General features: G+C 74.1%; 15 protein-coding genes and 1 tRNA gene. 7 read left to right on the top strand and 9 right to left on the bottom strand.

The genetic code is table 11. From position 1 onward, the window contains the following. The first annotated feature begins 238 nt into the window (after positions 1–238). Positions 239–739 (top strand): DUF3145 domain-containing protein, encoded by a 501-nt coding sequence (locus tag O2W20_RS19555; RefSeq protein WP_269171514.1) that lies wholly within the window; start codon positions 239–241, stop codon positions 737–739. A 190-nt stretch (positions 740–929) separates the two neighbouring features. Here the strand turns inward: O2W20_RS19555 and O2W20_RS19550 are convergent, their stop codons facing one another. The 6 genes from O2W20_RS19550 to O2W20_RS19525 form a co-directional block, all read right to left on the bottom strand. Beyond that, positions 930–2,345 (bottom strand): acyl-CoA carboxylase subunit beta, encoded by a 1,416-nt coding sequence (locus O2W20_RS19550; protein ID WP_269171515.1) that lies wholly within the window; start codon positions 2,343–2,345, stop codon positions 930–932. Positions 2,346–2,430: 85 nt separating this feature from the next. Beyond that, the gene (locus O2W20_RS19545) at positions 2,431–3,672 is read right to left on the bottom strand and encodes a beta-ketoacyl-[acyl-carrier-protein] synthase family protein (protein ID WP_269171516.1); all 1,242 of its coding nucleotides are present in this window, start codon (positions 3,670–3,672) and stop codon (positions 2,431–2,433) included. Between the two features lie 65 nt (positions 3,673–3,737). Continuing rightward, on the bottom strand, positions 3,738–3,983 hold the full coding sequence (locus O2W20_RS19540) for an acyl carrier protein (RefSeq protein ID WP_166757665.1): 246 nt from the start codon (positions 3,981–3,983) through the stop codon (positions 3,738–3,740). Between the two features lie 100 nt (positions 3,984–4,083). After that, positions 4,084–5,052, bottom strand: coding sequence for a beta-ketoacyl-ACP synthase III (locus tag O2W20_RS19535; RefSeq protein ID WP_269171517.1), 969 nt, complete (start codon positions 5,050–5,052; stop codon positions 4,084–4,086). Further along, entirely contained in the window at positions 5,049–6,251 is a 1,203-nt protein-coding gene (locus O2W20_RS19530) for an acyltransferase domain-containing protein (protein WP_269171518.1), read from the bottom strand. Before O2W20_RS19530 ends, O2W20_RS19535 begins: the two co-directional genes overlap by 4 nt. A 149-nt stretch (positions 6,252–6,400) precedes the next feature. Continuing rightward, complete coding sequence (locus O2W20_RS19525) at positions 6,401–7,567, bottom strand: PucR family transcriptional regulator (protein WP_269171519.1); 1,167 nt, start codon at positions 7,565–7,567, stop codon at positions 6,401–6,403. A 117-nt stretch (positions 7,568–7,684) separates the two neighbouring features. On the opposite strand from O2W20_RS19525, the gene O2W20_RS19520 reads away from it, so the two are divergent. Both O2W20_RS19520 and O2W20_RS19515 read left to right on the top strand, forming a co-directional pair. Next, positions 7,685–8,215 (top strand): pirin family protein, encoded by a 531-nt coding sequence (locus O2W20_RS19520; protein WP_269171520.1) that lies wholly within the window; start codon positions 7,685–7,687, stop codon positions 8,213–8,215. A 38-nt stretch (positions 8,216–8,253) separates the two neighbouring features. Then, positions 8,254–9,468 carry a M20 metallopeptidase family protein gene (locus tag O2W20_RS19515; protein WP_269171521.1) on the top strand — a complete coding sequence of 405 codons (1,215 nt, stop codon included), beginning with the start codon at positions 8,254–8,256 and terminating at the stop codon, positions 9,466–9,468. Between the two features lie 105 nt (positions 9,469–9,573). Here the strand turns inward: O2W20_RS19515 and O2W20_RS19510 are convergent, their stop codons facing one another. Then, positions 9,574–10,587 carry a type IV toxin-antitoxin system AbiEi family antitoxin domain-containing protein gene (locus O2W20_RS19510; RefSeq protein WP_269171523.1) on the bottom strand — a complete coding sequence of 338 codons (1,014 nt, stop codon included), beginning with the start codon at positions 10,585–10,587 and terminating at the stop codon, positions 9,574–9,576. 228 nt (positions 10,588–10,815) lie between these two features. Next, on the bottom strand, positions 10,816–13,629 hold the full coding sequence (gene aceE, locus O2W20_RS19505; protein ID WP_269171524.1) for a pyruvate dehydrogenase (acetyl-transferring), homodimeric type: 2,814 nt from the start codon (positions 13,627–13,629) through the stop codon (positions 10,816–10,818). 397 nt (positions 13,630–14,026) lie between these two features. Between aceE and O2W20_RS19500 the strand changes: the two genes are divergently transcribed. The 4 genes from O2W20_RS19500 to O2W20_RS19485 all read left to right on the top strand — a co-directional run bounded on the left by O2W20_RS19500 (position 14,027) and on the right by O2W20_RS19485 (position 17,819). Beyond that, positions 14,027–14,452, top strand: a complete 426-nt coding sequence (locus O2W20_RS19500; protein WP_164699990.1) for a DUF3052 domain-containing protein — start codon at positions 14,027–14,029, stop codon at positions 14,450–14,452. 14 nt (positions 14,453–14,466) lie between these two features. Beyond that, positions 14,467–14,931 carry a peroxiredoxin gene (locus O2W20_RS19495; protein WP_269171525.1) on the top strand — a complete coding sequence of 155 codons (465 nt, stop codon included), beginning with the start codon at positions 14,467–14,469 and terminating at the stop codon, positions 14,929–14,931. A gap of 67 nt (positions 14,932–14,998) precedes the next feature. After that, positions 14,999–15,070, top strand: a tRNA-Val gene (locus O2W20_RS19490). A gap of 127 nt (positions 15,071–15,197) precedes the next feature. Further along, positions 15,198–17,819 carry a putative bifunctional diguanylate cyclase/phosphodiesterase gene (locus O2W20_RS19485; RefSeq protein WP_269171527.1) on the top strand — a complete coding sequence of 874 codons (2,622 nt, stop codon included), beginning with the start codon at positions 15,198–15,200 and terminating at the stop codon, positions 17,817–17,819. A gap of 12 nt (positions 17,820–17,831) precedes the next feature. Here O2W20_RS19485 and O2W20_RS19480 read toward each other — a convergent pair whose 3' ends face one another. Beyond that, positions 17,832–19,790 carry an FUSC family protein gene (locus O2W20_RS19480; RefSeq protein WP_269171528.1) on the bottom strand — a complete coding sequence of 653 codons (1,959 nt, stop codon included), beginning with the start codon at positions 19,788–19,790 and terminating at the stop codon, positions 17,832–17,834. Positions 19,791–19,818: the final 28 nt, after the last annotated feature.

Raw genomic sequence — 19,818 nt, 5'->3', positions numbered from 1 at the left:
TCTCGCCCAGAATGTCCACGTGTCGCGCCCATCGATGTCCTGACCTGCTGGATCATGCGACTCGTTGGACCACTCGAGTCCCAGACGTCTCATCTGCACCGCTCCGCACTGGCGCAGCAAGGTCACGATCAGGCAAACTGTCGAGCGGTTGCTCCGGGAACCGCCGAAGTACGAACGCAGTCATCACGCGACAGGTCCGTTGGGGAAGACGAACCAGTCGAGTCGATGGAGGTGTGCCGTGCAGCGACGGTCAACCCAGGGTGTCGTCTTCGTGCACGCGTGCCCGAAGGCGCTCTGCCAGCACGTCGGATGGGCGCTCGAGCGCGTCCTCGGCGCGCCGGTGTCCTTGTCATGGGCTGACCAGCCCGTGGCGCACGGGTCCTACCGTGCCGAGATCGCCTGGACGGGCGCACCCGGCACCGGGGCCAAGCTGGTCGCTGCCCTCAAGCAGTGGCCGATGCTGCGCTTCGAGGTCACCGAAGAGGCCAGCCACGGCAACGACGGCGAGCGCATGTCCTACGTGCCCGGGCACGGCGTGCACCGGTCACCGGTCAGCGCCAACGGCGACCTGATCATCAGCGAGCAGCAGCTGCGGCACCTCGCGGCCTCCGCCACCTCGGTGGAGGCCTTCCGGCACGGCGTCGACGCCCTGCTCGGCGCTGCCTGGGACGCCGACCTCGAGGCCTACCGCTACGCCGGTGACGCCACCCCGGCCACCTGGCTGCACCAGGTCGTCTGAAGAAGGACCCTGCCCCACCCGTCGCACGCCCGCGGCGGCGCATGATCGCCGACCTCGCGGGACCGCCGCCGTCCTCACGCTGCAGAGGAGGGGTGGCACCCGTGCGGTGAGGTCGGCGGGTCTGCCCGACACACGAACAGCGGCCCGGCACCCTCCGTGGAGGGTGCCGGGCCGCTGTTCGTGCTGAGCCTCAGAGCGGGATGTTGCCGTGGGCTCCCCGCCCGGACGGCGCCTCCGCCAGCGCGGCGACCAGCCTGCGCTTGGTCTGCGCCGGCTCCACCACCTCGTCGACGACACCGATCTCCCGGGCCCGGTTGACCCCGCCGGCGATCCGCTCGTGCTCGGCGGCCAGCTGGGCGTGCAGCGCCTCGCGCTCCCCGGGCGGGGCGGCGGCGAGCTTCTTGCGGTGCAAGATGCCGACGGCGGCCTTCGCGCCCATCACGGCGACCTCGGCACCCGGCCAGGCGAACACGGCGGTGGCGCCCAGCGACCGGGCGTTCATCGCGATGTAGGCGCCGCCGTAGGACTTGCGGGTCACCAGCGTCACCCGAGGCACGACGGCCTCGGCGAAGGCGTGCAGCAGCTTGGCGCCGCGGCGGACCACGCCGTCCCACTCCTGGCCGACGCCGGGCAGGTAGCCGGGGACGTCGACCAGCACGACCAGCGGCACCCCGAAGGCGTCGCACATCCGCACGAACCGGGCTGCCTTCTCCGCCGACGCGGAGTCCAGGCAGCCACCCAGCCGCAGCGGGTTGTTGGCGATCACGCCCACGGTCCGACCGGCCAGCCGGCCCAGCGTGGTGACCACGTTGGGTGCGAACCGCGGGTGCAGCTCCAGCCCGGGGCCGTCCAGCAGCGAGGCGACCAGCGGCTTGACGTCATAGGCACGGTTGCGCTGCTCGGGGAGCAGGGCACCCAGGTCGACCGCGGGCTCCTCGGCGGCGGGGGCGAAGGTGCCCTGGGCGGCCAGCAGGTCGACGGCCTGGCGGGCGGTCTCCAGCGCCTCGGCCTCGGTCTCGGTCACCACGTGCACGACACCGGAGCGCCGGCCGTGGGTGTCCGGCCCACCGAGCTGCTCCTGGTCGACGACCTCACCGGTCACCGAGCGGACGACGTCCGGGCCGGTCACGAAGACCCGCCCGGCCGGCCCCATGATCACCAGGTCGGTCAGCGCCGGGCCGTAGGCCGCCCCGCCGGCGGCCGCACCCAGGACGACGGAGACCTGCGGCACCCGCCCGGAGGCGCGGACCATCGCGGCGAACACCTCACCGACCGCGTGCAGGGCGGTGACGCCCTCGGCCAGCCGGGCCCCGCCGGAGTGCCAGATGCCGACGACCGGCACCCGCTCCCGCAGCGCGGTGTCGATCGCGTCGACGATGTGCCGGCAGCCGTCGAGGCCCATGGCGCCGCCCATGATCGTGGCGTCGGTGCAGTAGGCGACGGCGGGGGAGCCGGCCACGGTGCCGCGGGCGGCGAGCACCCCGGAGGTGTCCCGGGCGGCCAGCAACTGCATCGAACCGGGGTCGAAGAACCGGGCGAGCCGGTCCTCGGGGTCCCGCGGGTCGACGGTCGGTGTGGTCGGCGGGGCGGCGGAGATGGTGGTCATGAGCAGCTCCTCGAAGCGCAGGTCCGGAGGGTGTGGCCGCGCAGCAGGGCCCCGCCGCGAGCCCGGGGGTGGACGGGGCCCGTCATCACGCCGTCGTGAACACCAGGGCCATGTTGTGGCCGCCGAAGCCGAACGAGTCGTTCAGTGCGGCGGAGAAGGTCGCCTTCCGCGCGTCGCGGCGGACGATGTCGAGGGCCTGAACGGCGGCGTCGTCGTCGGGGTCGTCGAGGTTGGCGGTGGCCGGCACCAGCTGCTCGCGCAGCGCCAGGATGGTGAAGACCGACTCCAGCGCACCGGCCGCACCGAGCAGGTGCCCGGTCTGGCTCTTGGTGGCGGTGACGAGCGGGTGGTCGCCGATCGCGTCCCGGATCGCCGAGGCCTCCGCGGTGTCGCCGATGGGGGTCGAGGTGGCGTGGGCGTTGACGTGGCCGATGTCGGCCGCGGTCAGCCCGGCGTCCCGGATGGCGGCGGTGATCGCCCGCCCGGCCCCCTCGCCCTCGGGATGCGGGGCGACCAGGTCGTAGCCGTCGGCGGTGCCACCGGCGCCGGCCAGCCGGGCGTGGATCTTCGCACCGCGCGCCTTGGCCGCGTCGGCGCGCTCCAGCACCAGGGCGGCGGCGCCCTCACCGAGCACGAACCCGTCACGGCCCTTGTCGAACGGGCGCGAGGCGCGGTGCGGCTCGTCGTTGCGGGTGCTCATCGCCCGCATCGCGGAGAAGCCGGCCATCGGCAGCGGGTGCACACAGGCCTCGGTCCCGCCGACGACGACCATGTCGGCCCGGTCCAGCCGCAGCAGGTCCAGGCCCCAGCGGATGGCCTCTGCCCCGGACGCACAGGCGCTCACCGGGGCGTGCACCCCGGCCCGGGCACCGACGGCGAGGCCGACGGCCGCGGCCGGGCCGTTGGGCATGAGCATGGGGATGGTGAAGGGGGAGACCCGCTTGGGCCCCTTGGCCTCGAGGATGTCGTCCTGGTCGAGCAGGGTGACCGCACCGCCGATGCCCGTGCCGAACACGACGGCGACCCGCAGCGGGTCGACCCCGGAGTCGGCGCCGCCGGCGTCGCGCCAGGCCTCCTCGGCGGCGATCACGGCGACCTGCTGGCTGCGGTCCAGCCGCCGGATGCGCACCCGGTCGAGCACCTCGGCCGGCTCGGTGGTCAGCCGAGCGACGAGCTGGGCCGGGAAGTCCTTGGCCCAGTCGTCGGTGATGCGGCTCACCCCGGACCGGCCGGCCAGCAGCGCGTCCCAGGTGGAGGCCACGTCGCCACCGAGGGGCGTGGTGGCGCCGAGCCCGGTGACGACGACGTCAGCGGTGGGCGTGGTCATGGACGTTCCTCCTGGGACTGGCTGGGCCTGGCCGGACGGCCGGGGGGAGTGCGGGGAGAGCTGGGTCAGCCCTGGTTCTTCTCGATGAAGGAGATCGCGTCGCCGACGGTCTTGATGTTGGCGAGCTCGTCGTCCGGGATCGCCACGCCGAACTTGTCCTCGACGGCGGTGGCGATCTCGACCATCGACAGCGAGTCCACGTCGAGGTCGTCGGTGAAGGACTTCTCGGGGGTGGCGTCGGCGGGGGCGACCCCGGCCACCTCCTCCAGGATCTCGGCGAGACCGGCCTGGATGTCTGCGGTGCTGGGCACGCGGGGTCCTCTCTCTGGCGTGGGTGGCGGGGGCCCGGGAGGGTCTCCGCCTCGTCCGGGACGGGTGTCCCGGGGGTCTGTGGTCGGTCGGTGCCGCGCCTCAGGGGAGGCGTAGCACCTGACCGGCGAAGGTGAGCCCGGCGCCGTAGCCGAGCACCAGGGCCAGGTCACCGGACTTGGCCTCACCGGACTCCATCAGCGCGGTGAGCGCCAGCGGGACGGAGGCGGCCGAGGTGTTGCCCGACTGGACGACGTCCCGGGCGATCACGGTGTCCTCGCCGAAGCCGAGCTTCTTGGCCATCGACTCGATGATCCGCAGGTTGGCCTGGTGCGGGGCGAAGACGTCGATGTCGGCGGCGGTGACGCCGGCCTTCTCCATCGCCTCGAGGAGCGTCTGGGTCAGCTTCGTGGTGGCCCAGCGGTAGACGGTCTGGCCGGCCATCGTCATGGTGGAGCGGCCGGCGGCGATCTCGATGGCGGTGTACTGGTCGCCGTCGCTGCCCCAGGCGACCGGGCCGATGCCCGGCTCGTCGGTGGGCCCCAGGACGGCGGCCCCGGCGCCGTCGGCGAAGATCACCGCGGTGCTGCGGTCGGTCTGGTCGGTGACGTCGGAGAGCCGCTCGACCCCGACCACCAGCACGTTGGTGGCCTCACCGGTGCGGATGGCGTCGTTGGCCACGCTGAGCGCATAGCAGAACCCGGCGCAGCCGGCGTTGAGGTCGAAGGCGCCGGGGCGCGGGATGCCCAGCCGGTGCGCGACCTGCGGGCCGATGCCCGGGATCGGGGCGGTCAGGCTCGCGCTGGCCACGATCACCAGGTCGATCTGGTCGGGGGCCAGCCCGCTCGCTGCCAGCGCCTTGCCGCCGGCGGCGATGGACATGTCGACCAGCGTCTCGTCCTCCGACGCCCAGCGGCGCTCGGCGATGCCGACCCGGGACTGGATCCACTCGTCGTTGGTGTCCATCACCTGGGCGAGCTCGTCGTTGGTCACCCGGCGGCGGGGGCGGTAGGAGCCGAGCCCGAGGATGCTCGCCCCGGCCGCCCCTTCCCGCAGCTTGATGGTGGTCACGCGGACACCTCCGGGTAGAGACGGGCGATCGGGTCACCGGCGCCGACGAGGTCGCCGTCCTGCACCAGCCACTCGGCGAGGACGCCGTCGTAGCCGGTGGAGACGTTGACCTCCTCGCGCCGGCTGTGCACGGAGCCCAGCGGGCTGCCGGCGGGGAGGTGGGTGCCCTCGGCGACCTCGGCCGGGTGGACGGTGCCCCGGACCGGGGAGACCACGACGCGCCAGTCGGGGGAGTGCTCGGCCTCGGCGCGGCCGCGCTCGGCGGAGATCAGCTCGCGAGCCCGGTCGAGGTCGGCCGGGCTGGTCAGGGCCAGCACCTCGATGTCGCTCCCCTTCCACTCGCGCTTGGCCAGGCCGGCCAGCGCGCCGGCGGGCGGGAGCTCCAGCACGGCGGTGACGCCGAGGTCGCGCAGGGTGGCCAGGCAGGCGTCGAAGCGCACCGGGCTGGTGACCTGGCTGACCAGCCGGGACAGCACCGCGGCGCCGTCGTCGACCGCGGCGCCGTCGGCGTTGGACAGCAGCAGCCGGCTGGGGGCAGCCGGTCGCAGCCCGCCGATCAGGCCCTCCAGCTCGGCGCGGGCGGAGGCCATGTGGTGGGTGTGGAACGCCCCCGCCACCGACAGCGGCACGATCCGCGCCTTGGCCGGCGGGTCGGCCTTGAGCGCCGCCAGCCCGTCGAGGGTGCCGGCGGCGACGACCTGCCCGCCGCCGTTGCGGTTGGCCGGGACCAAGCCGTGCTGCTCGATCGCGGCGAGCACCTCGTCGGGGTCACCACCGAGGACGGCGGACATCCCGGTCGGCGTCTGGGCGCAGGAGCGGGCCATGGCCCGGCCGCGGACGGCGGTCAGCGCGATCGCCGCTTCGACGGAGAGCACGCCGGCCAGCGCGGCGGCGGTCAGCTCACCGACGCTGTGTCCGGTGATCACGACGTCCCGCCCGGCGTGCGGGGAGTGCACCACCGGCCCGGGCATCCCGCCGAGCTCGCGGGCGATGAAGAGGCTCATCGCGACGACCAGCGGCTGGGTGACCGCGGTGTCCTTGATGGCCTCGGCGTCACCGGTGGTGCCCAGCTCCAGGAGGTCGGCGCCGGCGATGGCACCGGCCCAACGGAAGAAGGACTCGGCGCCGGGGAGCTCCAGCCAGTCGGTGAGCATCCCGGGCTTCTGTGCACCCTGTCCGGGGGCGAGAACGGCCAACACGTGTTCACCGTGCCAGCCCGAGCGCCCGCGCGGGGCGGCATCGCCCACGAAGATCTACGACCTCCTCTTGGAGGATCCCTCCAAATGGATGCCCGGCAACCCGACATGGTGGCCGCGTGTCGGCCCGATAGACCACAAGAAGGCGACCCTCAGTGCCAGAGGGAGTGGCTGCCCTCCAGCTGCGCGAGGGCCAGCGCCAGCTGCAGCGTCCAGGCCCCGCGGGGGTCGGTGGCCGAGTAGCCGGTGAGCTCGGCGGCCCGCTTGAGCCGGTACCGCACGGTGTTCGTGTGCACGAAGAGCGCCCGGGCGGTGGCCTCCAGGTTGCCCCCGTTGCCCAGCACGGTGCGCACGGTCTCCAGCACCTCTGCACCGGCCGCCTGCAGCGGCGCCGTCACCCGTTCGGCCAGGGCCGCGCGGGCCAGCGGGTCGCCGTCCAGCGCCCGTTCGGGCAGCAGGTCCTCCGCCTCGACCGGCCGGGGCGCGGCGGGCCAGGCCGGCGCAGCGCGCAGCCCGGCCAGGGCCACGGTGGCGGACTCCCCGGCGTGGGCCAGTGAGTCGACCCGCGGGCCGAGCACCACCGGGCCGGGGCCGAACTCCCGGCACACCCGGGAGGTCACCTGAGCGAGGTCGGAGGCGCCACCGAGGACGACGACCAGCTCGTCGGCGTGCACGCCGACGAGCACCTCGCAGCCCAGCGACCGGGCCGCCCGGCGGACGGCGGCGCGGGCGTCGTCCTCACCCGGCGGAGCCGAGCCGACCAGGACGACGACCGGCTCGGTCTCCGTCCAACCCAGGGCCGCGGCCCGACCGGGGAGCTCGTCGGAGCGGTCGCCGCGGACCAGGGCGTCGACGACCAGCGCCTCCAACCGGGCGTCCCAGGCGCCGCGGTTCTCGGCGAAGCTGGCGTAGACGTGGGCGGCGGCGAAGGCGATCTCCCGGCTGAACTGCAGCACGGTCAGCCGCAGCCGATCGGCGTCCCCCGGTTCGGCGACCTGCTCGACCCGGTCCTCGACGACCTCGACGGTGACCTTGATCAGGTCGACCGAGCGCTTGAGCGGCACGGCCTGCATCAGCTCGCGGGGGGCGGCGCCGAACACCTCACCGGTCAGCCGAGGCGGCCGGCCGGGGTTGCGGCACCACTCGACCAGCGAGGCGATGCCGGCCTGGGCGACCAGGGTCACCCAGGAGCGCTGGCTGGCGGGCATCGCCCGGAACCAGGACAGCTCCTCGTCCATCCGGGCCACTGCCTGGGTGGCCAGGGCACCCGAGGAGCGTTCGAGCCGGCGCAACGTCGCCTCCGAGGGCTGTGTGCTCACCGGACCGGCTCCCATCCCACCAGCCTGTCACGGTGCAGCCGACGTACGGGATCGTGGAGCCGTGCACACCGCTCCTCCGGGTCAGTCCGCCCCCGCCGTCCGCCGGGAGACCGGCCGATGAGCGGGCTGGACTCCCGTGTGCTGCTGGCCCCGCAGGACGGGTCGCTGGGCCCGTTGCTGCGGCTGGCCGACGACCGGCTCGGCCCGGCGACCGGTTACGGGCGGCACGCGCACGCCGACGTCGACGTGGTGGCGGTCGTGCTCGCCGGCTCGCTGCGGCACGCCTGGGGGCGCGAGGCCGTGCTGGGTGCCGGGGACGTCGCCGTCCTGCGCGCCGGCCGGGGGCTGGAGCACGACGAGGTGGCCGGCACCGGGGGAGCGCACGTCGTCCAGACGTACCTGCGGGCCGCCGACCCCGGGGCGCCGCCGGCGCACGACGTCCTGCTGCGGCCGACCGGGTGGGTCGACCTCGGCCGGCCCGACGCCCGGCTCTGGGTGGGCGAGGCCGGCGCCGAGGTGCCACCCGGGCTGCGGGTGCTGGTCCGGGACGGCGAGGTGACCGTGGAACCGGGGGACGGGCCGGTCGAGGGCCCGGCGGCCGTGCTGGTCTGGCAACTGGACGCCGCCCGGCCGGCCTGGGCGGACTGACCTACCGCAGGTGCTGAGCCCTGCTACAGACTGGCCGCATGCCTGCCGACGCATCTCTCGCCGCTGAACTGCTCGCTGCCGCCCGGGCCGACGCCGACCGCACCGTGGACCTGCGCCGCCGGCTGCACCGCCAGCCCGAGGTCGGCCTGCAGCTGCCGGCCACCCAGGCGATGGTGCTGGCGGCGCTGGCCGACCTGCCGATCGAGCTGACCACCGGCACCAGCACGACCTCGGTGGTCGGGGTGCTGCGCGGCACCCGCCCCGGCCCCACGTACCTGCTGCGCGGGGACATGGACGCCCTGCCGCTGACCGAGGCCACCGGGCTGCCGTTCGCCTCCGAGGTGCCCGGCGCGATGCACGCATGCGGGCACGACACCCACGTGGCCATGCTGGCCGGCGCGGCCCGGCTGCTGGCCGCGCGCCGGGACACCCTGGCCGGGCAGGTGGTGTTCATGTTCCAGCCGGGGGAGGAGGGCCACCACGGCGCCCGCTTCATGCTGGAGGAGGGGCTGCTCGACGTCGTCCCGGACGCCCCGGTCAGCGGCGCGTTCGCGCTCCACATCTCCACGGTGTTCCCGACCGGCACGATCAACGTCCGGGGCGGCGCCATGATGGCCTCGGCCGACCAGTTCCGGATCACCGTGCACGGGCGCGGCGGGCACGCATCCACCCCGCACCTGGCCGCCGACCCGGTGCCGGTCGCGGCGGAGATCGTGCTGGCGCTGCAGGCGATGGTCACCCGCCGGGTCGACGTCTTCGACCCGGCCGTGGTCACCGTCGGGCACCTGGAGGCGGGCACCAAGGACAACATCATCCCGCCGTTCGCGGTCATGGACGGCACGATCCGCACCCTCTCGCCGGAGCGCCGGGCCGACGTCCTGGCCTCGGTGCAGCGGGTCGCCGAGCACGTCGCCGCCGCCCACGACCTGCGGGCGGAGTTCGTCCGGGTCGAGGGCTACCCGGTGACCGTCAACGACGCCGGGGTCGCCGCCCAGGTGACCGCGGCGGCCGCGCAGCTGCTGGGGCAGCAGGCCAGCGCGGTGATGGCGGCGCCGCTGATGGGCGCGGAGGACTTCTCCTACGTGCTGGAGCAGGTGCCCGGCGCGATGGCGTTCCTGGGCGCCTGCCCGCCCGACCTCGACCCGGCGACGGCCCCGGGCAACCACTCCGACCTGGTGGTCTTCGACGAGGACGCCCTGCCGGCCGGGGTGGCGATGTACGCGTCCATGGCGGCCCAGGCCCTCGCGGGCTGACCCGCCTGGTGCAGCAGTGATCAGGTCACCTGATCACTGACTGTCCCCCCGCACCAGCGTTGCTGCGGGGGGACGGTTCCTGGTGCGGGGGGAGCGGCGGCGGGGTCAGCCTGCGAGGGGCCGGGGTGCCGTCCGCAGTCCGTCATGCCAGTGCGCCGTCCGGTATCGCGGTGGTGCTGCGCGCCCGCGATCCAGCAGCGACCACAGCCTTGCGACCTTCTCGTCCCAGCGCTCCCGCAGGTCCTCCGGGGCGACCCGGACACCGTGCACGTCGAGGTCGAGCAGTGCGTCCTGGCGGCGCTTCTCCTGCCACATGACCTCGGCAGGCGTGCGATCCCGCCACGGGTCGGTGTACTTGATCATGCCGTCGCACTCGACGAAGACGCCGTGGTCGGGCCAGTACATGTCCAGGACGGCGACCAAGCGCGAACCGACGAGGACGGCGCACTGCAGCAACGGCTCGGGCAGGCCGGCGCCGAGCAGGGCCAGTCGGGTCCGGGTCTCGTGCGGTGAGTGCGCACCCACGCGCGCCAGCGAGAACGCCCGAGCGGCGTTGGCGCAGCCGACCCAGTGGGTCTGGGCGAGAGCGGCGGCTCGCAGCGCCGCCGGGGAGGTCCGGCCGTCGGCCAGTGCATCGTCGGCGGCGACCACGGCATCGAGCAGCGGCCATTCCCGGCCGACGTCGGCGAGCGTGCGCGTGACCGTGGTGACCGGCAGCCCTTCGTGGACGACGACGTCCTCAGGAGAAAGAGTCCCCTGGCTGATTCGGTAGCCGCGGCCGACGCGGAACTGCGCGGGATCGGTCAGCCGGACCTCGGTGCCGGCGGCTCGGGGCACGACGAGGCGGTGCAGCCGGGCGGCTGAGGTGTGGCTGACCGCCACGGTCGTGCGATCGAGACGGCGGAGTGCGGCGGCGCACTGGAGCCGGTGCGTCCGCCCCTCGGCCTCGTGGCGGCGCCAGGCCTCGCCGGTCGTGTAGACGCCGTAGCGCACCCGCCGCCAGACGCCCGACCGCACGAGGGGGCCGATGGCGTTGGGGTCGAGGCCGGTGGCCAGCGCATCGGCGGTGCTGAAGACGTCGGCCTGGCGGGCCATCGCGTCGGCGAGGAGAGGATCCACGGCGGCACCGTCTCAACGCCGGAGACGCGGTGTACCGCGCCACCGGCATCTGTGGACGTGGGACAGGGGTGTGGAGGCCGGACCGCGTGCTCGCCTGCCCGCGTGCCAGGACGCTGCCTGGGCGACGTCCGCCCGCACCAACGACTGTCCCCCCGCACCAGCGCTGGTGCGGGGGGACAGTCGGTGATCAGGTCACCTGATCACCGGTGAACGGGAGCTCGGCGGCGACTACGCCTCGGGCTGCTGCTCCGGGGCGGTGCTGGTGTCGGCGGGAGCGGCCTGCACCTCACCGATCTGGTACTTCTCCACCGCCTGCCGGACGACGTCCCGCTCGATCTCGCCGTACTGCGCCAGCGAGGCCAGCGTGCGCACCACGATCGACTCGGCGTCGACCCGGAAGTGCCGGCGCAGCGCCGGACGTGTGTCGGACAGCCCGAACCCGTCGGTGCCCAGCGACGTCAGGCCGCCCGGGACGAACGGGGCGAGCAGGTCCGGCACCGCCTTCATCCAGTCCGAGACGGCGATGACCGGGCCGGGGACGTCGGTCAGCTGCTGGGTGACGTAGGGGACCTTGGGCTCCTCCGCCGGGTTCAGCAGGTTCCACTCCTCGGTCTGGACCGCCTCGCGACGCAGCTCGTTCCACGAGGTCACCGACCAGACGTCGGCCGAGACGCCCCAGTCCTGGGCCAGCAGCTCCTGCGCCCGCAGCGCCCACGGCACGGCCACCCCGGACGCCAGCACCTGGGCCTTCTTGCCGTCCTCCAGCTGCGGGCCCTCGGCGTAGCGGTACATGCCGGCCAGCAGCCCGGTGACGTCCAGCCCCTCGGGCTCGGCCGGCTGGACGTACGGCTCGTTGTAGATCGTCAGGTAGTACATGACGTCGGGGCTGCGGTGTCCGCCCAGCGGGGCGCCCGGGTCCTCGCCGTACATCCGGCGCAGGGCGTCCTTGATGATGTGCCCGAGCTCGAAGGAGAACGCCGGGTCGTAGGAGACGACCGCCGGGTTGGTCTCCGCGAGCAGCAGCGAGTGCCCGTCCTCGTGCTGCAGGCCCTCGCCGTTCAGCGTGGTGCGCCCGGCGGTGGCGCCCAGCAGGAACCCGCGGGTCATCTGGTCACCGGCCGCCCAGAACGAGTCGCCGGTCCGCTGGAAGCCGAACATCGAGTAGAAGATGTAGATCGGGATCATCGGCTCGCCGTGCGTCGCGTACGACGTCCCGGCGGCGATGAACGACGCCGTGGAACCGGCCTCGTTGATCCCCTCGTGCAGGATCTGCCCGGTCGTGGACTCCTTGTAGGCCAGCATCAGCTCGCGGTCGACCGAGGTGTAGTTCTGGCCGTGCGGGTTGTAGATCTTCTTCGTCGGGAAGAGCGAGTCCAGCCCGAAGGTGCGGGCCTCGTCGGGGATCACCGGGACGAAGCGGGGGCCGAGCTCCGGGTCCTTGATGAGCTCCTTGAGCAGCCGGACGAACGCCATGGTGGTGGCGACCTCCTGCTTGCCCGAGCCCCGCCGCACGACCTCGAAGGCCTTGTCGTCGGGTGCCTTGAGGGGCTTGGCCGCGTAGCTGCGCCGGGGGATCGACCCGCCCAGCTGGCGCTTCCGCTCCTCCATGTACTGCATCTCGTCGGAGTCCGGTGCCGGCTTGTAGTAGGGCGGCAGGGTCTTGTCCAGCTGCTCGTCGGGGATCGGCAGGTACAGCCGGTCCCGGAAGTTCGCCAGGTCCTCCGCGGTCAGCTTCTTCATCTGGTGCGTGGAGTTGCGGCCCTCGAAGTGGTTGCCGAGCGTCCAGCCCTTGATGGTCTTGGCGAGGATGACGGTGGGCTGGCCCTTGTGGTCCATCGCGGCCTTGTAGGCGGCGTAGACCTTGCGGTAGTCGTGGCCGCCGCGCTGGAGCTCCCAGACCTCCTTGTCGCTCATCCCCTCGACCAGCTTGCGGGTGCGCGGGTCGCGGCCGAAGAAGTGCTCGCGGACGTAGGCGCCGTCCTCGGCCTTGTAGGTCTGGTAGTCGCCGTCCGGCGTCGAGTTCATCAGGTTGACCAGCGCGCCGTCGCGGTCGGCGGCCAGCAGCCTGTCCCAGCCGCGGCCCCAGATCACCTTGATGACGTTCCAGCCGGCGCCGCGGAAGAAGGACTCCAGCTCCTGGATGACCTTGCCGTTGCCGCGGACCGGACCGTCGAGCCGCTGCAGGTTGCAGTTGACGACGAACGTGAGGTTGTCCAGCTCCTCACGCGCGGCCAGGCCGATCGGCCCCAGCGACTCGGGCTCGTCCATCTCGCCGTCGCCGAGGAACGCCCACACGTGCTGGTCGGCGGTGTCGGCGATGCCGCGGTCGTGCAGGTAGCGGTTGAACCGCGCCTGGTAGATCGCGTTCAGCGGGCCGAGGCCCATCGAGACGGTGGGGAACTCCCAGAAGTCGGGCATCAACCGCGGGTGCGGGTAGGACGACAGGCCACCGCCGGGGTGGCTGACCTCCTGCCGGAAGCCGTCGAGCTGGTGCTCGTCGAGCCGGCCCTCGAGGTAGGCCCGGGCGTAGATGCCGGGGGAGGCGTGCCCCTGGAAGTAGATCTGGTCGCCGCCGCCGGGGTGGTCCTTGCCGCGGAAGAAGTGGTTGAAGCCGACCTCGTACAGCGATGCGGACGACGCGTAGGAGGAGATGTGACCGCCGACGGCGATGCCCGGGCGCTGCGCGCGGTGGACCATGATCGCGGCGTTCCACCGGATGTAGGCCCGGATCCGACGCTCGACGTCCTCGTCACCGGGGAACCACGGCTCCTGCTCCGGCGCGATCGTGTTGATGTAGTCGGTGCTGCGCAACGCGGGTACGCCGACCTGCTGCTCGCGGCTGCGCTCGAGCATCCGGAGCATCAGGTAGCGGGCTCGGCCGCGACCGGCATGGTCGACGACCGCGTCCAGGGACTCCAGCCACTCCTGGGTCTCGTCCGGGTCGGTGTCGGGGAGTTGGCTGGCCCGCCCGTCGGTGATGACCGCACGGGGGCTGCCGATGGTGCGGGCGGGGTCTCCGTCCGACTGCTGCGTTGCGCTCATGGCCACATCGTCTCCTGCCGGGGCGGCGCACGTCACGTCCGCCCCGTGCCGTGTCCCGTCAGACGGGACGCGCGGCGCGACCGTGCCGCCCGGTCAGGGCCTTGCGCCTGCCCGTCGATGCCCTACGCTCCGCTGCAACGGTGGCCCGGACACGTGGGCCCGCACCCCCGCGAGACGCGGGGGACGGGCACGCCAGGGGCCGCCCTCCACCCGGGCAGAGGGGGTCGGGTCGAGTCCACGAGAGGTCCCGACCAGGCAGGCCGGGTCAGGACAGGGCACCATCCCCCCAGGACGATCGCACCGGCGCACCACGCGACGGGGCGGGACAGAGACCGCACAGCAGCACACGACACCGCCCGGACAGACCGGGCAGCGAGCACACGGAGGAACAGCGGGGATGAGCGTCGACTCGGGCAGCACCAGCATGGCTGCCCGGCTGGGGATCAAGCCGGGCATGGTCGTGCAGGAGCTCGGCTGGGACGAGGACGCCGACGAGGACCTGCGCGACTCCGTCGTCGAGCTCTCGGGCGGCGAGATGGTCGACGAGGACTCCGACGAGGTGGCCGACGTCGTCCTGCTGTGGTGGCGCGACGAGGACGGCGACCTGATCGACGCGCTCGTCGACTCGATCGCCTCCCTCGCCGAGGACGGCGTCGTCTGGCTGCTCGTGCCGAAGTCCGGGCGCCCCGGCCACGTCGAGCCCGGTGACGTCACCGAGGCCGCCCCCACCGCCGGGCTCGCACAGACCTCCAGCATCTCCGCGGCGAAGGACTGGTCGGGCATCCGGCTGGTCACCCCGAAGGCGGCCCGCTCGCGCCGCTGAGGCACGATCGGGTGATGACCCTCACCGTGGGCGACGCCGCCCCCGAGTTCAGCCTCCCCGACCAGGACAAGCAGGTCGTCTCCCTCTCCGGGCTGCGCGGTGCTCCGGTCCTCGTCGTGTTCTACCCGTTCGCCTTCTCCGGGATCTGCACCGGCGAGCTGTGCCAGCTGCGCGACGAGCTGGCCACGTACGCCGACGCCGGGGTCCAGGTGGTGGCCATCTCCACCGACCCCACCTTCAGCCTCAAGGCGTTCCGGGCCGAGCAGGGCTTCGGCTTCCCGCTGCTGTCGGACTTCTGGCCGCACGGCGCGACCGCCCAGGCCTACGGGGTGTTCAACGAGCGGGCCGGGATGCCGCTGCGCGGCACGTTCCTCGTCGACGCCGAGGGCACGCTGGTCTTCGCCGAGGTCAACCAGCCCGGCGACGCGCGTGCGCAGTCCGGTTGGAAGGACGCGGTCGCGGAGCTCTCCGCCGCCTGAGCTGCGGTCGGCCGGGAGCCCGTCGAGCGGCGGGGGTGGCGGGGTCCTCCCGCTACCCTGGCCGCACGGGCGCGTAGCTCAGCGGGAGAGCTCTCGCCTTACAAGCGAGCGGTCGCAGGTTCGATCCCTGCCGCGCCCACCCCCCTCCAGCCCGCGGTGCCGTCTCACCCGGACGGGTGCCCGCGGCTCGACCGAGGTCGCGGTCGGGCCGATGCCATGTCATGCCGCCCAGCCCGTCCTCCGCACGCAGGTCGCCGCGCAGAGGCGTGCCCCTCTGGGCCTACCTCGTGGCGCTGGTGCTGGTCCCGTTGCTGGGCGTGGTCGCACTGACCACGGCGATCGTGCGCTCCGCGATGTCCGAGGCGACCACCGCCGAGCGGGCCGAGGCCGCCGTGCAGGCGGTGGCGCAGCTGGACGCCGCCCGCAGCGGGGTGGAGCACGAGGTCGTCCCGGTGCTGTCCGCGACGGTGCTGCTCGACCCGGCCCTGAGCGCGATGACCGGGCTCTCCCCGGAGATGGTGCAGGCCCAGCTGGCGCAGGCAGAGCAGGCCATCGCCCAGGCGCAGCAGGTCACCGACCGGGCGCTGGCCTCGGTGCCCGCCGCCTCCGTGGGCGCCTGGGCCGCCGTACGGGCCACCGCCCGGCTCGTCGACGTCCGGGCCGGCGCGCACTACCGGATGAGCTCGCTGCAGGACACCTACCGGGAGTACCTGGACGTCTCGGCTCAGCTCATGGCAGCTCAGCAGGAGGCGGCAACGGAGGCCAGTGCCCAGGAGGTGACGATCGGGACCTATCGGGCCACCCGCGACGTCGAGCTGGTCGCCGAGCTGACCCAGGCCGCCAGCCGCGTGGTCCCGCTGTTCCTCGGCTCCCAGCTCCGTCTCTCCGGCATCGGGGCCAGCGAGCTGGACTGGCGCGGCGCCTGGGTCGCCTACACCGACGCACAGCGGCAGCTGGACGACCTGTCCCAGCCGGCCCTGGCCGGGGCATGGGACGGCGTCCGCGCGTCCGCGGCGGTGACCGCGGTGGACGACGTCCTCGCCGCGCAGGTCGAGCAGGGCACCGCTGAGCCTCTCCCCATCGAGCAGGTCGCGGCCCTGGTCAACGGGAGCACCGCGCGGGACGCGACCTTCACGGAGCTGTTGGACACCGCGGTCGCCGGCGCCCGGGCGAGCGCGGCCGCCGACCGCGACGCGGCCGACGGTCGCCGGACGGCCACGCTGCTGGCCGGCCTCGGCCTCCTGCTGACCGCAACGGTCGGTGCCGTCGTCCTCGGCCGCAGCGTGTCCCGCTCGCTCGGCGTGCTGGCCGGGCAGGCCGACCAGGTGAGTCGCGGGGAGCTCGTGGAGGTCGAGGGCGGTGGCCCGCGCGAGGTGCGCACCGTCTCCACGGCGTTGGGCGCGGCGGTGGCCAGCCTCCGCCGCATCCAGGACCAGGCCCAGGCCGTGGCCCGTGGGGACCTCGCCGACACCGTCCTGGCCGAGCCGTTGCCCGGTCCGCTCGGTGCGGTCGTGCACGCCTCGGTGCGGCAGATCGTCAGCTCGGTGCGCCAACGCGACGAGCTGCAGTCCGCGCTCGCCCACCAGGCCGCGCACGACCCGCTGACCGAGCTGCCCAACCGGGCGCAGGCGCTGCAGCTGACCGCGGCGGCGCTGTCCCGCGGCCAGCGTTCGGGGGCCATGACCGGCCTGCTGTTCGTCGACCTGGACGGCTTCAAGTCGGTCAACGACACGCATGGGCACGCTGCCGGGGACGACGTGCTGCGGGAGGTCGCCGGCCGGCTGTCGGCGGCGGTCCGGGCGGGGGACGTGGTGTGCCGGCTGGGCGGCGACGAGTTCGTCGTGCTGGTCGAGGCGGTGGAGGACGAGCGCACGCTGGTCGAGCTCGCCGAGCGGCTGATCGCGGCGACCAGCGAGCCGATCCGGCTGTCCCGCCACACGGTGCGGGTCGGCGCCAGCGTCGGCGTGGCGGTCAGCCGGGACGGCGACACCGACGCCGACGTCCTGTTCGTCGAGGCGGACACCGCTGCCTACCGGGCCAAGCGGCACGGTCGCGGTCGCGCCGAGGTCTTCGACGAGGTGCTGCGCGGGCAGCTCGCCGAGCGGGCTGCGCTGGAGGCGGCGATCAGGGTGGGCCTGGCGGACGGTGAGATGGAGCTGCACTACCAACCCGTGGTCGACGTGGCCTCGGACCGGGTGATCGGGTACGAGGCCCTGGTGCGCTGGCAGCGGCCCGGGCACGGGCTGGTCCCGCCGGACCTCTTCGTCCCGGCGGCCGAGGAGTCCCAGCTGATCTGCGAGCTGGACCGCTGGGTGCTGCACGAGGCCACCCGGCAGCTCGCCGAGTGGCGCAGCGCCGCCGGGGTGGCCCAGGACGAGCCGGAGCCGACTGTCGCGGTGAACATCTCCGGTCGGCACCTCACGGACCGTCGGGTCGTGCAGGACGTCGCCGACGCGCTGGTCGCCTCGGGGTTGCCCGCCCAGCTGCTCGTGCTCGAGGTGACCGAGACCGTCCTGGTGGCCGACCCGTCGGCGATGGACCACCTGGCCACCCTGCGGGCCCTGGGCGTCGCCGTCGCCATCGACGACTTCGGCACCGGCTACACCTCCATCGGGCAGCTGGGGCACATGCCGGTCGACACGCTCAAGATCGACCGCAGCTTCATCGGCTCCGGCGACGCCGGCCACGGCGACCTGGTGGCGCTGATGATCCGGGCGGCGCACACCTTCGGGCTGACCGTGGTCGCCGAGGGCGTCGAGGAGCCCGAGCAGCTGGCGCGGCTCCGGGCCGACGGGTGCGACCAGGCCCAGGGATGGCTGTTCCACCGGGCGCTGCCCGCCGCCGAGGCCGGGGCGCTCCTGCAGCAGGGTGTCCGCGCGCCGTCCTGAGGAGCGGGCTGCTCAGTCCTCGGTGCCGCGGACGCCGGACCGCCGGCCCGGGGTGGTCTCCCGGATCAGCCGCCGGGCTGCGTCCACCTCCCGGGCGACCGGGGCCAGCACGCCGTCGGCGTCGATCTCGGCGTCGTCGGGGGCGCGGTGCTCGCGCAGGTCCCGCTCCAGCTCCCGGATCGCCTTGCGCAGCACGCCGACCTGCGCCGGGTCGGGGGCCGGTTCGCCGGCGCGCAGCGCGATGACCGCCTCGGTGACGGCGTCCGACGTCCGCTCCAGCTGCACGATCACCGGCCACCAGGCCGCCGCCCGGCTGCTGATCGGCGGCGGCTCGGCCAGCCGGCGCTGCAGCTGCGTCTGCAGCTCGGTCAGCGCCCGGTAGCTGCCCCGGCGGGCCCGCCGGGTGGCCTCGGGGCCCTGGGTGAACGCGGCGTCGACGAAGCGGTCCAGCGCCAGGGTGGCGCTGCGCAGCGCGTCGTCCAGCGGGGCCCGCCAGGTCTGCGGCCACAGCAGGTAGCCGAACACCAGCACGATCCCGCAGCCGATCAGGGTGTCGACCAGCCGGGCACCGACCAGCCCGGCGCCACTGGGCGTGGCCAGGTCCAGCAGCAGGATGATCAGCGGCGTCTGGAAGACGGAGAACAGGCCGAAGTTGCCGCTGCGGGCCCACGGCAGCGCCCCGGCGGACAGTGCCAGCGGGAGCAGCACCCAGGCATCGCGCTCCAGGAAGGTCAGCAGCAGCGAGCCGATCAGGACGCCGAGCAGCGTGCCCGCGCCGCGCTGCACCGCCCGGGTGAACACCGAGCCGTAGTCGGGCTTGAGCACGATGGCCACGGTCAGCAGCACCCAGTAGGGCCGCTCGATCGGCAGCAGCTGGCGGGCGATCTCGGCGACCGTCATGCACAGCGTGAGCCGGACGACGAACGCCCGGGAGTCGGCGTTGCCCACGGTGCGGTCGAACAGGTCGTGCAGCCGCACCCGCCACTCCAGCTCGGGGCGCACCACCGCCGCCGAGGCCCGCTCCTCCGGGTCACCGACGACGTTCCACACCAGCCGCAGGCCGTGCCGGACCGCCCGGCGCGGCGCGGGTGCGTCCTCGACCGGCGGCGGCCGTTCGCCCAGCACCGGACGGCGGCTGGTGACGGCGGTGGCCAGGGCGTGCGCGGCCCCGATGTCCCGGGAGTCGGCCGGCACCCCGCCCCGGGCGCTGGCCACCGCGCCCTCCACCAGCGGTGCCGCGGCGTTGAGCACCCCGGCCAGCTCGGCGAGTTCCCGGCTGCGGCCGGCCGAGCGGCTGCGCGCGTAGAGGACCCGGTCGTAGCCGGCGTTCAGCGCGAGCGTGAGCTCCCGGCGGGCCTCCTCGGTGCGGTCGGTGCCGATCGCCGCGAGCAGCTCGGCGACCCGGGTGAAGACCGCCCCCACCGCGGACCGGTCGGGGTCCAGCGGTTCGGTGCGGGCCTGCACCAGGACGGCGAGGGCGCCCCACGCCGCCCCGGCCAGGAAGAACCCGAGCTCCACGCCGGCCGACAGCGGGGTCTCCAGCCCGGAGGAGATCGCGGTGTAGATGAGCAGCTGCAGGGCGCCCAGGGAGAAGGCCCCGCTGATCGAGCTCAGCAGGGCGGCGATCGCCGAGACGACGACCATCAGCAGCACCGGCTGCCAGCCGCCGCCACTCAGGCCGTGCCCGACGAGCAGGCCGACCCCGCCCAGCAGCGACGCTGCGGCGACCCGGCGCAGTCGGACCCGGAGCGGGCCCGACTGCGGCGCCAACGTCGCGGCCAGCGCGCCCATGGTGGCGAAGACCCCGGCCCCCACCGCCGCTCCCTGCACGCCTCCGATCGCCAGGGCGAGGGCCAGCGGGCCGGGAATGACCAGGGTGAAGCGGGTGACGTCGCGCCACGGCACGCTCGTGGGGCTGGTGTGCACCAGCTCCTCGAGCCAGGCCGGCGCCCGCAACCCCCGCTCCGCCACGGGAGCAGCCTCCCACCCGGGCGCGGCG

This window comes from Modestobacter sp. VKM Ac-2982, assembly GCF_026967935.1.
Lineage (GTDB): Bacteria > Actinomycetota > Actinomycetes > Mycobacteriales > Geodermatophilaceae > Modestobacter.
This window is presented reverse-complemented; position numbering and strand designations above follow the sequence as displayed.

Bases quoted from the DNA above. Each gene is read 5' to 3' on its own strand.
- O2W20_RS19550 (WP_269171515.1), bottom strand. From the start codon at position 2,345: ATGACCACCATCTCCGCCGCCCCGCCGACCACACCGACCGTCGACCCG.
- O2W20_RS19545 (WP_269171516.1), bottom strand. From the start codon at position 3,672: ATGACCACGCCCACCGCTGACGTCGTCGTCACCGGGCTCGGCGCCACC.
- O2W20_RS19520 (WP_269171520.1), top strand. From the start codon at position 7,685: ATGAGCGGGCTGGACTCCCGTGTGCTGCTGGCCCCGCAGGACGGGTCG.
- O2W20_RS19515 (WP_269171521.1), top strand. From the start codon at position 8,254: ATGCCTGCCGACGCATCTCTCGCCGCTGAACTGCTCGCTGCCGCCCGG.
- aceE (WP_269171524.1), bottom strand. From the start codon at position 13,629: ATGAGCGCAACGCAGCAGTCGGACGGAGACCCCGCCCGCACCATCGGC.
- O2W20_RS19500 (WP_164699990.1), top strand. From the start codon at position 14,027: ATGAGCGTCGACTCGGGCAGCACCAGCATGGCTGCCCGGCTGGGGATC.
- O2W20_RS19495 (WP_269171525.1), top strand. From the start codon at position 14,467: ATGACCCTCACCGTGGGCGACGCCGCCCCCGAGTTCAGCCTCCCCGAC.